General features: G+C 69.7%; 9 protein-coding genes. 4 read left to right on the top strand and 5 right to left on the bottom strand.

Translation table 11 applies throughout. The annotated features are described in order from the left end of the window. Positions 1 to 41: 41 nt before the first annotated feature. From VMD91_02905 to VMD91_02890, 4 genes are all read left to right on the top strand, one after another. Complete coding sequence (locus tag VMD91_02905) at positions 42 to 869, top strand: hypothetical protein (protein HTW83002.1); 828 nt, start codon at positions 42 to 44, stop codon at positions 867 to 869. After that, positions 866 to 1,045: a hypothetical protein gene (locus VMD91_02900; GenBank protein ID HTW83001.1), complete on the top strand. Its 180-nt coding sequence runs from the start codon at positions 866 to 868 to the stop codon at positions 1,043 to 1,045. The genes VMD91_02905 and VMD91_02900 overlap by 4 nt, the downstream gene beginning before the upstream one ends. A gap of 63 nt (positions 1,046 to 1,108) precedes the next feature. Beyond that, positions 1,109 to 2,152 carry an aldo/keto reductase gene (locus tag VMD91_02895; GenBank protein HTW83000.1) on the top strand — a complete coding sequence of 348 codons (1,044 nt, stop codon included), beginning with the start codon at positions 1,109 to 1,111 and terminating at the stop codon, positions 2,150 to 2,152. Then, positions 2,149 to 2,544, top strand: a complete 396-nt coding sequence (locus VMD91_02890) for a RidA family protein (GenBank protein ID HTW82999.1) — start codon at positions 2,149 to 2,151, stop codon at positions 2,542 to 2,544. The genes VMD91_02895 and VMD91_02890 overlap by 4 nt, the downstream gene beginning before the upstream one ends. Here the strand turns inward: VMD91_02890 and VMD91_02885 are convergent. The 5 genes from VMD91_02885 to VMD91_02865 form a co-directional block, all read right to left on the bottom strand. Beyond that, positions 2,541 to 5,972, bottom strand: a complete 3,432-nt coding sequence (locus tag VMD91_02885) for a hypothetical protein (GenBank protein ID HTW82998.1) — start codon at positions 5,970 to 5,972, stop codon at positions 2,541 to 2,543. The two genes, VMD91_02890 and VMD91_02885, sit on opposite strands and share 4 nt — an antisense overlap. Beyond that, a complete protein-coding gene (locus VMD91_02880) occupies positions 5,969 to 8,200 on the bottom strand; it encodes an isopeptide-forming domain-containing fimbrial protein (protein ID HTW82997.1) in 2,232 nt (743 codons plus the stop codon). The genes VMD91_02885 and VMD91_02880 overlap by 4 nt, the downstream gene beginning before the upstream one ends. A gap of 7 nt (positions 8,201 to 8,207) precedes the next feature. After that, positions 8,208 to 10,472 (bottom strand): hypothetical protein, encoded by a 2,265-nt coding sequence (locus VMD91_02875; protein ID HTW82996.1) that lies wholly within the window; start codon positions 10,470 to 10,472, stop codon positions 8,208 to 8,210. After that, positions 10,469 to 10,957, bottom strand: coding sequence for a hypothetical protein (locus VMD91_02870; protein HTW82995.1), 489 nt, complete (start codon positions 10,955 to 10,957; stop codon positions 10,469 to 10,471). The genes VMD91_02875 and VMD91_02870 overlap by 4 nt, the downstream gene beginning before the upstream one ends. Before the next feature lie 202 nt (positions 10,958 to 11,159). Beyond that, complete coding sequence (locus tag VMD91_02865; GenBank protein HTW82994.1) at positions 11,160 to 12,314, bottom strand: tetratricopeptide repeat protein; 1,155 nt, start codon at positions 12,312 to 12,314, stop codon at positions 11,160 to 11,162. Positions 12,315 to 12,353: the final 39 nt, after the last annotated feature.

Below are 12,353 nucleotides of genomic sequence, written 5' to 3'. Positions count from 1 at the left end.
CAGTCCCCTTTGCCTTGGCCGGATGCGCCGGGGCGGCCGGGGTGACGACCCTCTCGCATTTGGCCGGGGCGAAGCGCCAGCCGGCCGTCCTCTGCGAGTCGTGTACGACCAACGGCGGAGGATATAAGTACAACTACACGCTCGCGCCGTCGACCGGCGGCACGAGCCAGGTGGCGTACAACGACATCTCACAGATGCTGGGGAGCGCGACGTCGGGCGGTTCCCCGGTCTTCAACAACACGACCGACATCGCGGTCTCGAGCGCGAACGCGGCGACGTACAGCTACGCCCTCACGTCCATGGCGACGGGTCGAACCTACTCGACCGGTTTCACGCGACCCGGCACGCTGCCCTCGAACGGCACGGTTCAGTTCACCGACACCAACGGGTTCGTCCACACGCTCACGATCGCCGCGAGCTCGTCGACCAGCGTGACGAACGCGTTCATCGACGTCAACGGGACGGCGTGGACGGTGAACGTCGACACCGCCGACGGGGTGAACTTCTCGTGCACGGCGACGGCCGCCGGGAGCGCGCCCGCCACCACGACGTTTGCGCTTCCCGCGACGCTGACGGCCGCGCGGGGGATTCACCGGCACCCCGGCCTGTTGGCCTACGCCCCGACGGTCGGGAGCGACGTCGAAAACCCGATCTGGAACGGCGAGCGCGTCGCGATCAAAGTGTGCTGCTACTGCATGCAGGTCGCGGCCGACATGGCCGCGCTGATCTCGGCGATGATCGCCACCGCCGGGGGTATCGCCGCGATCTTCGGCGCGGTGCCGGTGGCAGCCGTTCTCGGGCTCATCGCGTGCGTCTTCGCGATCATCGCAGCGGCGCTCGCTCTGGTGAAGGACTTACTCTGTTCATGAGGCGAGGCCTCATCGTGCGCGTCATTCCGATCGGCTTCCTGTGCGCGGGCGTGCTCATGACCGTCGCGGCGGTGCGGGAGCACTCGCCGACGTGGGGCGGTTTCGCGGCGACGGACTTCGGCTTTGCCGCGCTCTACTTCGGCCTCTCCCGCCACCTGTCGAACGGCGCGCGCTGAGGCCCCTCGGCGGGCGAGGCGCGCCGCTCCGGGGCGCCGAAGCGGTCCCGCCGAGGAGAGTCGATGAAGTACCGTACGCTGCCCCAATCCGACGTGACCGTGAGTGAGGTCGGCTTCGGCCTGTGGACCACCTCGACCGGCTGGTGGGGCGAGAAGTCGGACGTCGAGGCGGTCGCGCTGATGCGCGAAGCATACGAGCTCGGCGTCACGACGTTCGACGCCGCCGATACCTACGGCAACGGCCGCAGCGAGGAGCAGCTGGCCGCCGCCTTCTCGGACCGGCGCGACAAGGTGGTGTACGCGACGAAGTTCGGGTACGACTGGGAGCATCACGCCGGCGAGCGCAAGGGCCAGAACGAGATCGAGCAAGACTTCTCGCCCGCCTTCGTGCGCAAGGCGCTCGAAGGTTCGCTGCGGCGCCTGCAGACCGACTACATCGACGTCTGGCAGATGCACAACGCGCGCCTGGAGCAGGTGCGCGACGGTGAGCTGCAAGCGCTGCTCGAAGACTTCCGCCGCGAGGGGAAGATTCGCAGCTGGGGCGTCGCGCTCGGTCCCGCCATCGGCTGGCTGTGGGAAGGCATCGAAGCGGCGCAGCGCAACGTGCCGATGGTCCAGATGATCTGGAACCTGCTCGAGCCGTACCCCGGCAACGAGATGGTCGCGGCGGCCGACGAGCTCCACGCCGACACGACCTACTTCATCCGCGTGCCGCACTCGTCGGGGATGCTCGAAGGCAAGTACACCAAGGACACCGTCTTCCCGCCGACCGATCATCGCAGCCATCGTCCGCGCTCGTGGCTGATCAACGGTATCCAGAAAGTCGAGACGCTGCGCTTCCTCGAGGAGCCCGGCCGCACGCTCGGTCAAGCCGCGATCCAGTGGCTGTTGGCCGAACCGCGCGTGATGACCGTGCTGCCGAACATCTACGATAGCGAGCAGCTGCGCGAGTTCGCAGCGGCGCCCGACACGCCGCGCCTGAGCGCCGCCGAGCTGGCGCGTATCGCCGAGCTCGCGAAGAGCAACTTCGGCGTCGGCCCGGAACAGAACCGCTACAAAGGCACGATGTCGCCGCCGCCCGACGCGGCGCTCCCGGCGCACGCGTGAGCGAGCGCGAGACGATCCGCACACCCGACGCACCGGCCGCGATCGGGCCCTACGCGCAAGCCGTCGCGGCCGGGCCGTACGTCTTCTGCTCTGGCCAGATCGCGCTCGACCCGGCGACCGGTTCGCTCGTCGAGGGCAACGCGGCGACGCAGACGCACCAGATCAACCGCAACATCGACGCCGTGCTGCGAGCGGCTGGACTCGGCTTCGCCGACGTCGTCAAGACGACGATCTTCCTGGTCGCGATGGACGACTTCGCGGCCGTCAACGCGGTCTACGCGCAGCCGTACGGCGAGGGTCCGTATCCGGCCCGCTCGACGGTCGCCGTCGCCGCCCTTCCGCGCGGCGCCAAAGTCGAGATCGAAGTCGTCGCGCTGCGCCGCTCGTCCTAGCGGCCCCAACCCAAGATGCGGTCGACCACGGTCGTCACGGTGGTGTAGAAGCCGCGGTGCTGCGGCGTCGTCGCCAGCGACGGGTCGGCAGTCGCGCTGAAGTTGTAGCCGACGCCGAAGCGCGTTTGGTTGCCGAGCCGCAGGCCGGCCTCGAGCGCGAACGCGTTCGAGGTCGCGCCGTCGATGCCGAGCACGTTCGCGCGGCGGATCTCGGCGCCGACGTCGTAACGATCGCCGAGCGTCTGATCGACGCGCAGGCCGAGCAGCGAGCTGTGCGCTTCGTAGAACTGGTCGCCGTCGAGCTTGTAGGCGTAGCGCGCGGTGACCTCGGTGCGCCGGCGCAGGCGGACGACCTGCTCGAGCGAGAGCACCGCACCTTCGTCGTTGCCGTCGTAGGTGCCGGTACCGGTCTGGCGCTCGTACTGGAAGAGCGTCACGCCGTCGTCGCTCTGCGCGGGGCGCCAGGCCAAGCCGACCTTGTCGTCGGACTCGCCGTTGCCGTCCGAGCGCGCGTCGGTCAGCGCGGCGAACACGGAAAGGTCCTGCGTCAGCGCGCCGGCCGCGCCGAGCGTATCGGAGAAGCCGGCGCCGTTGCCGGTGCGCAGCTGCGAGGAACCGCTCACGCGCAGGCGGTTGCTGGGATCGGCGTAGCTGAGCGAGAGGCCGTACACGTCGAACCCGCCGCTCGACGAGTCGTAGCCGCTGGCGGTGCCGTCCTGGATGAAGGCGTTGCCCTTGACGCGGCCCAGGTTGAGCTTCTCCTGCACACCCAGCGCGGTGTAGATGCTGCTGCCGTTGGCGGTGTGATCGACACCCCACGAGTCGTCGACGGTCGTCATCGGCCCCAAGCGGTTCTCGACGCCGACTTCGAACGAGCGCGTCCCGCCGGTGCCGGAGGTGAGCGCCTGCGTCGCGTCGGCGAAGCTTTCGACCGGCGCGGCGCTCCAGCGCTCGCGCGCGTAGACGCGGCCGATCTTGCCGATGTCGTAGGTCAGCTGCGCGTCGGTCTGCGTCGGCTGCACGGAGTTCTCGCCGCCGATCGTCTGCAGACGGTCGACGCTCAGCGTCGCCGCGTTGGTCACCCGCCAGTCGACGCCGGCCTGCACCTGCGTCGACTCCTGCGCCGGCAGATTGGTCACGTCGTACGGGCTGGGCGTTCCGCTCGGCGCGGGGGTCGGCACCGCCAGCTGCGTGCCGACCGCGGAGCTGGTCGAGACGCGGCGGTCGACCGAGGCGGTCACCGTGACCCGCTTGCCGAGCTGGCGGCGCGCGCGCAGCTGCGCTTCGGTCTGCGTCGTCGAGGCCGCCCCGTTGATGCCGACGTTGGCCTGATGGTCGAGGTCGAGGTCGATCTCGCCCTGGCCGCCGGCGAACTTGTGGCCGTAGCTGACCGCTTCGTTGATGAGGCCGGGCGTGGAGAGCCCGCCGAACGGATCGTCGTAGCCCGCCCCGGTCTGATCGAACAGCAACGAGAGGTGGTCGTTGCCGACGCTGCGCGTGAGCGCGGCATGCAGCGCGCCGCCGCCGTCGCCGGCTTGCGTCTGATCGGCGGAGGTCGCCAGCAGCGAGCCGGCGCTGGTGGCGTGCACGATCGACCACGAGCCGCCCGGGATCGTCCCGCTGAGCGACTGCGAGGCCAGCGTGACGTTGCCGGCACCGGTCGTGTCGTTGACGTAGCCCAAGCCGAGCTTGACGGCCTTGCCGAGCGCGACTTCGGCGTGGCCGCCGACCGTCTTGGCCGCACCGCTGGGGTCGTCGTACTCGTACGTCAGCACGACTTCTTGCGGGTTGAAGTTCTGGTCGAACGGGAGCGGGATGTTGATGAAGCGCAGCTGCCCGGTCGAGTACTCGATCGTGTAGTCGACGCCGTTGGTGAGCGGCGTCTGCGTCAGCACGGCGCCGGTGCGGCGATCGATCGCCGCCAAGTAGGCGACGTCCGAGCCGACGACGATCTGCGGGTAGAGCATCACGCCGCTGGCGAGGCCCGTCGGCGCGAACACGCGCCGGTCGTAGCCGACGTCGTTGCGCGCCGCGAACACGGTCGCACGCGCGTTCGCGCCGGCGACGTCGAGCTTGGCGCCGTCGACCAGCTGGTTGAACGCACCCAGGTTGGTCGGGTCGGTCGTCGTCGAGGCCTGGAACTCGCCCCACTCGGCGCTGGTGCGGCCGCTGTCGTAGCGGAAAAAGAGATGGTCGCGCGAGAGCGCGTCGTCGCGCAGGGAGCTGGTGTCGCCGGTGATCGCGTACGGACGATCGCTCGGATCGACGCTCGCCGCACCACTGTAGTCCGTCGTGCGCTGCAGCACGTTGGCGGTGTCGTAGGCGAAGGTCAACACGCCGCTGCCGACCGAGCCGGTGCCGAAGACCGCGATGCGGCCGCGGCGGGAGTTGGTGCCGTCGGCGACGTCGTCGGGGCTGTCCGGGATGCCCGGCACCGCGCCGGCGCCGGCGGTGACCAGGCCGTTGACGAACGGCTTGCGCGGATTGGGCGCGAGGAAGACGCGCGTCTCGCAGGTCGCATCGCCGCTCGACGCCTGCAGCACGATGTCGCCCGGGATCATCCCCGGCAGCAGGTGCACGATCGCCGAACCGTCGGGGCCGAGCGCGACGCCGATCGTCTGCCGCGTGTTCGCCGCGCCGGCGCCCGGCGAGGGCGATGGCTGCGGCGTGGGCGTCACGGCGGGAGCGGCGGGATCGTCGGTCGCGACCGCGACCCGCGAGAGGCGCGCGTCACCGGAGACGAGCGTGAGCTGCACGAGCTCGCCCGACGCCGCATGGTGCCCCCAGGCGTCACGCGCTTGGATGCGCAGGTCGTCGACGCTGCTCCCGTCGGCGCGCAGCGGACCGCTGGCCGCGATCGCGATCGCGACCGGGCGTCCGGGACCGTAGATGCGGTGCGTGCTCGTCGTCCCGCGCAGACCGTTCGCGCCCAGCGGCGTGAGCTGCACGTCGTTCGCGCCGGCGCGCAGCACGACGCCGTAGTAGGTGTAGATCGTCTGGCCGGTCTTGGTGTCGACGGTGCGTTTGCCGATGCGCGAGAACGGGATGACCTCGCCGCCGACCTTCAGCTCGACGCCGGCCCCGCGCACGGTCTGCACCGCGATCGCGGCGGCGGTGCTGCCGGCGACGCCGTCGTCGACCGGATCGTTCAGCGCCGCGGTCAGACCGTCGGTCGCGGTGAAGGTCAGATGGGTGAGGTCGCCGCCGCGCGGACCCTTGGTCGGATCGTCAGGCGCGTCGGACGGATCGGGCGAGGGGCTCGCGGCGGGCGCCCCCGGCGGCACCGGCGAGGCGAGCGCGGGGATCGTCGTCGTGTCCGCCAGCGCAGCCGGAATGCGCGCACCATCGTCGACCTGAATCGTCGAGAGGACGAATCCGGTGGCGAGAAACGCGATCGCGGTGCGGCGGAAGCGACGACGCAGGTTCATGCGGCCGGTTCCAGAGCGAACTCGACGTCCTGCATCAAGCCGGCGTCGTAGAGGCCGTGCAGCAGGCGCTGCAGGCTGCGGGTGCTGTCGTAGCGACGGTCGCCGTAGGGCTTCACGCTCGCCGGCAGCGTCGTCTCGTCGACGCGCAGCACGTGCTGTCCCGGACGGACCGCCGGGAACGTGAAGCGGCCGTACGGATCGGTGGTGACCGATTCGCCGTCCTCGAGGTAGACGCGCACGCCGGCGACGCCCTTGTCGCCGGTGCGGAAGCGGCCGGTTTTCGCGACGTCGGCGAAGACGCGGCCGGTGATGACGATGCGGTTGCCCAGCGCGCCGGCGACGATGCGGGTGTCGGCGCTCGCGCTGCCCGTCACGTGCGCGCCGCTCGCGGCCAGCGCGTCGACGTCGACCAGGTTCACCAGCGTCGTGCCCTCGGAGGCGTACGGGAGCACGACGCACGCGTAGGTGATCGTGTGCGTGCCGCTCACGCCGGCCAGCGTCCAGGTCAGGATGCGGCCGTCGCGGAGCGGTTCGATCGGTTGACCGTCGACGCGCGCGGTCCCGGGCGCGTAGACGATGCCGGCCGGCAAGGTGTCGACGACGCGCGTCGTGCCGAAGCTGGCGCCCGAGTTGCCGACTTGCACGGTGTAGAGCAGACGATCGCCGCCCGAGGCGACGTCACGGTCGACGGTCTTGCTGACCGTCAACGGGTGCGGAGCGAACATGGGGAGGTTTCCTAGGAGGCCGAACACGTCGGAGAGTGAGACGGAGTTGGCGACCAGCGTGAAGCCGCCGGGCGAGGCCAACTGCATGCCGTCGAGATCGCGCAGCGTCGCGTCGTAGAGCAGCCCGGTGGCGTCCGGGCTGATCGTGACCGCGATGCGGCGCGCGGTGTAGTTGGGAGCCGCGATGTCGAGCTCGTACTGCGCGGGCTGGCCCGGCACGCCGAGCTGGCTGGTGTTGAAGACGAAGCTGTACGTGCCGTCGGCGCCGGTGGTGAACGGGTTCGCGTTGCTGTAGTTGGGCGCGAGCCCCCCGGCCGGCACGCCGACCAGCGCGTCTTGCGGTGCGCGCGTGAGCGCCGAAGAACCGGCGGTGCCGCCGGGGTTCTGCGGGAGCGCGATGACGGCGTGCGTGCTCGCGTCGCGCAGCGTGATGGTCGCGCCGGCGATCGCCGACCCGCCGCCCGCGTATCCGTCGTAGACTTTGTTGGCCAGCCCGACCAGCACGCTGGCCGGCGAGGTCGAGACCGGGCTGATGCCGTCGGCCGCCAGCGAGGCGACGTTGACGAAGCTCGATCCCGCGCTCTCGGCGTTCATGACCGTCGCTTGAAACGTCAGCGTGTCCATCGCGCCGGCGGCCAACGTCCCGACCTTGACGGTCAGCACTTGTCCGCTCAGCGACGCCGCCGCGGCGACGTTGGTGCCGTTGAGCGTCGCGGTCTGCGGCAGCGCGGTGATGCCGGCCGGAACGTCGTCGGTGAGGGCGACGTTCGTCGCCGCCGAGCCGCCGTAGTTCTTGAACGCGATCGAGTAGGTGATGGTGGCTCCCGGATTCGCCGTGGTCGAGCGGACCGAGTCGACGAGCTTGGTGACGAGCGTGTTGGGACCGGTGACGCCGCCCAGCGACGCGGCCGCTTGCGCGAGCGCCCACACCTGGCCGCTGTCGGAGACGAGTCCGTTGGCGGCGCCGGTGCTGGTCGACCGCGCGGTCAGGGCGATCGGAAAGCTCGTGCCGACCGCGACGCCCTTGGTGGTGAGACCGACTTGCACCGAGATCGACCCACCCGGCTGCAGCGTCGGCGTGGTCGTCGCGTTGAGCGTCACCGGAACGGTGCCGTTCGACTCGAGGTACGCGATCGAGGAGATCGCGCCGCCGCCCGTCGTCACCGCGGTGACCGTATAGGCGTCGGCGGCGTTCCCCGCGTTGGTGATGGTGAACGTGCGCGTGATCGGCGAACCGGCCGAGTAGCCCTCGGTGGCGGGGTTGACCGCCTTTTCCTTGGGCCCGACGACGATCGCGGAGACCGCCGCGATCGCGACTTGCACCACGTTCGATTGCACGCTGTAGGTCACGCCGGCGGGTCCGGCGGCATACTGCGCGGTCGCGGTGTTGGTGATCAGCGTGCCCGCCGGCGACGCCGCCTCGCCCGCGCGGACCGCCAGAGCGGTGCACGCGAGGGCGAGGACGATCGCGCGCACGATGCGCCCGATGACGTCGGCGGACACGATCAGATTACTTGACCTGGACCAGGAAGGTCACCGAACCGGTGGTGCCTGCGCCGAGCGAGGCGACGGTGTCGGTGAATTTGGTGGAACCGGCCGGCGTTCCGGCGGTCGGGCTGTAGACGAACGAGCCGCTGTTGGTGTCGACCGGCGCGTTGTAGAGGCCGTTGGTGTAGGTGGCCCAGTTGTTGGTGTACGCGACCTGCGTCCCGCCGGCGGCCGTTCCGTCCTCGGTGATGACCAGGCTCGACGCGCTCAACGTTTGATTGTTGGCGCCGCTGCCTTGGCCCGGGGCCACGTTGGCGTACGTCACGACGTACTTCACGCAGTCGCCGGGGCTGACGTTGGCGGCACCGGTGGTGAAGGTCGAGGCCGTCGCGCACGGCTGCGACGCCGCGTCGGCGACCGTCTTGGTCAGCTTGACGAACCCGCCCACGAAGATCTCGTCGGTGGTCAGGTTGGTGATCGAGCTGTTGTTGGTCGACGTGGCGGTGATCGCGTCACCGTAGCCGGTGAACGAGGTGAACGTCGTCGCGCTGGCCGGCGGGGTGAACACGACCTTGTAGGTCTGGGTCGCGCCGGAGGCGACGCAGACGGAGGTGATCGTGGTGCCGGCCGTCACCGCGGCGCAGCTGCCGCTGGCCGTTTGGCCGGTGCTCTGGAACGTCACGGTCCAGCCGGTCGGCAGCGCGGTCAGGCCGGTGCCCGTCGCGGCCGTCAGGTTGAACGTGTCGTCCTTGTTGCCGTTGTTCTGCAGCGAGTTGGTGAACGTCGCCGCGGCCGCGCTGGCCGGGACGGTGACGTTCGCGCCGTTGACCGCCGAGAGCAGCGAGTTGCCGTTGGTGTAGCTGAGCGCGGTGAAGTCCGTCGCGGTCGTGCCGTCCGGACCCGTCGCGCCGGGGTACGCCGTGCTCGAGCCCACGTTGTACGTGCCGTTGAGCAGCGCCGCGTTCGTCGGCGAGGCGGCCGACACCACCGACGCCGAGCCGGCCAGCGTGCCGGTCGTGTTGGCAACCGCCGGCGCGGTGTTGGTCGTCGTGGCCGTGGTGCCGTTGGTGACGCTCTGGTATGTGATCCCCGGGCCCTCGACGTAGCCGCTCTGGTCGGCGAAGATCGAGTTGGCGACGTTGGTGATCGCGCTGGCGTTGGCCGCACCGGTCGCGGTCGACCCGTTGATCGTGAAGGTCAACGTCAGCGACGCGTTGGCAGCGGGGACGTTGCCCTGGCTGGTCGTGTTGGTGTTGGCGGCGAAGGTCGTCAGCCCCGCGCCCGTCAGCGAGGTCGTCGGGACGAAGACGCCGACGTACACGGCGCCGGTCGCGGTCGTCGTCCAGGTGGTGCCGTCGACCGAGTAGATGACCGTGCCGGTCGCGCCGCTGATCGACGGCGTGCCGTTCAGGGTGAGCTGCGTGCCGTTGAACGAGGGGATCTTGTCGGTGAAGACGACGCCGCAGGCCGTGCTGTTCGTGCACGAGCTGTCGTAGGTCGCCGCGTTGCCGCCCGGCAGCGCGTTCTTGAAGACCGGCGCGAGGTTGCGCGAGCCGCCGTTCGCGAAGCGAACCGTGTAGGTGACGGTCGGCGCCGCGACGGTGCCCCCGACGACGGCGGTCTTCTGGACGTCGACGCGAGCGTCGACCGCGACCGGATCGCTGTACTGGCCGACGACCGTCGAAGACGTCTGCAGCGAGGTGCCGCTGCCGGCCGGGTAGACGATGTCCGGCGTGAGCAACGTCGTGATCGTTCCGCTCGCGCCCGAGTTCGCCGTGTACTGAACGCCGATCGTGATCGTGCCGTTGACGGCCGTCAGGAAGGGACCGCCCGAGTTGCCGGTGGCCAAATAGGTGTTGACCGCGGCGATCGTCGAGAAGGTCTGCGGCCCGCCGCCGGTATTGACGACGTACTGCGTGAAGGACGCCTGGCCGGCGGTGACGCCGTCGTTGGTGCCTTGCGTGCCGGTCAGCTGGAAGTAGCCCGAGCTGTTACCGGTGTTGGTGACCGTGTAGGTGTCGGTCATCGAGCCGCCCGGCGAGACGGTGTTCGCGCCCGGCGAGGCTTGCAGCGGGGAGATCGTCAGCGCCGGCGCGTTCTGCACCGTCGTCGTGACCGTGTTCGACTGCGAGTTGTAGGTGTTGGTGCCGTCGGAGTAGGTCGCCGTGGCGGTGTTCGAGATCGTCGTCCCGGCGGTCGTGCCGGAAGCGAGCGCTTCGACGCGCGGAGCGGCGACCGCCAGGCCGACGCCTAGCAGCGCCGTCAACAAGAAGGAGGTCCGCTTCATTTGACGCGGACCTCATAGACGTAGGCTTCGGTGCTCTGGGCGGCGAGCGCGCCGTCCTGAACGAAGCGGATCGTCGTGAAGGTCGACGGATCGGCCTTCTTCACGACCGCATTGCCTTGCGCGTCCTTGACGGTGACCGTCGGCGCGGCCGACCACGTCTTGCCGCCGTCGAGCGAGAACTCGGCGTGCGCCTTGGACGCACTCGCCGACCCCGCGACGTACGCCGTGCCGGGTTGGATCTTTTCTACCGTCAAAAGTTTGTATGCCCCGGAGTCGCCTCCGTTGCGCGCGATGATGCTCCAGCGGACGCGATCGCCCGGCCGCAGCTCGGTCTTTTCGACGGGGGTGAGCTGGGTTTTACCGTCCGTGGTGGTGGTAACGACCGAGCCGGTGAGTTTGAGCGTGACGGCCGGCTTTGCAAGCGCGATCCCGGGAAGGGAGAGCGCGAGCATCAGTGCCAGCGACGACGCCGCGAAGCTACGCAATTTGTCAACTCCTCGTAACGTGCGGAACGCCGCTGGTGCATACGTGCGCAGCGGCCGTCGCCGATCCTAACAGGCTACACGCGAGGAGGAAAGCCGATTGCGGACCTTTGGGCGAAAAGAAAACGGCGCCGTGACGCGCCGTTTACGAAATGTCCGCGCTGAGCGTCGCAACAGCGCGGGCGTAAACTTTCCGTTTTGCGCGTTACTGGGGCGGGAGGAGTCCCAACTCGGCGCGCGCCTGCTGCGCGATGTACTTTTCCGGCGAGTGCGACGCGGCGCGATATTGCTCGCGGGCCAAGCTGACCTTGCCTTGCTCGTCGTACGTCTGGCCGAGTAAGTAGTGGAGCGTGCCGTCGTCTGCGGCGACGCTGAGCCCCTTGAGGTAGGCTGCTTCCGCCAAAGCGAACAGGTGCTGGCCCGCATAATCGAAGCCGAGGTCGATGTACGCTTCGGGACGCGTCGGATCGATGGCGAGGGCCCGGTTGTAGAACACGATCGCGTCCTTCCAATCGCCGTTCTCGTCGAGCACGTAGCCGTGATCGACGAGCGCTTCGAACCCCATCGGGTTGAGCGCCAGCGCCTGGTCGATGTAGGAGGCACCCCGCGCCTGTTCGCCCTTGTGGAGGTAGGCGTCGCCCAGGTTGATGATCGCCGCGTAGTCCTTGGGGTCGCGGGCGAGGCACGCGTGGAGCTCACCGATCGCCTGGTCGTACTGGTCCGTCTCGACCAAAACGTTCGAAAGGTCGACGCGAGGTCCGCAACTGGTCGGCCGCAGGTTGACCACCTTGCGGTAGGCCAGCAGCGCCAGCTCGTTCTGGTGGAGGTACTCGTAGACGTGCCCGATCAGCGAGATCTTGTCGGCGTCGAGCGGGTTCTTGTCGATCGCCTCCTGGATCTCGGCGATCCACTGATCGATGTCCCCGAGCCGCTGGTGCTGGCGCACCAGGCCGGCATAGCCTTCGGCCAGCGGCAGGCTGCGCTCGAACTCGAGGGTCGCCTCCGGGACCCGGTCCTCGGCGGCGTACAGCGCGCCCAGCCGGTTGTGCGTCTCGCGGTCGGTGGGGTCGACCTTGACGACGGCCTTCCAGGCCGCCTCGGCCTTGCCGAAGTCGGGGACCCGGAAGTAGACGTCGCCCAGCAGCCGGCCGGCGGCGATATCGGTCGGGTGCTGCGCCACGTACGGCTGCAGCAGCGCCAGCGCGCCGGCGCCGTCGCCGGACGCCAGCTTGGCGCGCGCGGCGTCGACGAGGCCCGCGCCGTCGGCCACCGGCGCCGTGGCGGGTGGCGCGGGCCGGGCCGGGGCGGCCGTGGCGGCGACGAAGACGATCAGGGCGACGAACGCGCGCAGGAGACGCATGGGCGACCCCTCCTCCAGGACGGGCGTAGTGCATAGTAT

This window comes from Candidatus Sulfotelmatobacter sp. (genome assembly GCA_035504415.1).
Taxonomy (GTDB): domain Bacteria; phylum Vulcanimicrobiota; class Vulcanimicrobiia; order Vulcanimicrobiales; family Vulcanimicrobiaceae; genus Vulcanimicrobium.
The sequence above is the reverse complement of the archived record's forward strand: the minus strand, read 5'-3'. Positions and strand labels throughout refer to the sequence as shown.

What these genes read in the sequence shown, in the direction of transcription:
- VMD91_02900 (HTW83001.1), top strand. Translation starts at nt 866, where the DNA reads ATGAGGCGAGGCCTCATCGTGCGCGTCATTCCGATCGGCTTCCTGTGC.
- VMD91_02895 (HTW83000.1), top strand. Translation starts at nt 1,109, where the DNA reads ATGAAGTACCGTACGCTGCCCCAATCCGACGTGACCGTGAGTGAGGTC.
- VMD91_02885 (HTW82998.1), bottom strand. Translation starts at nt 5,972, where the DNA reads ATGAACCTGCGTCGTCGCTTCCGCCGCACCGCGATCGCGTTTCTCGCC.
- VMD91_02875 (HTW82996.1), bottom strand. Translation starts at nt 10,472, where the DNA reads ATGAAGCGGACCTCCTTCTTGTTGACGGCGCTGCTAGGCGTCGGCCTG.
- VMD91_02865 (HTW82994.1), bottom strand. Translation starts at nt 12,314, where the DNA reads ATGCGTCTCCTGCGCGCGTTCGTCGCCCTGATCGTCTTCGTCGCCGCC.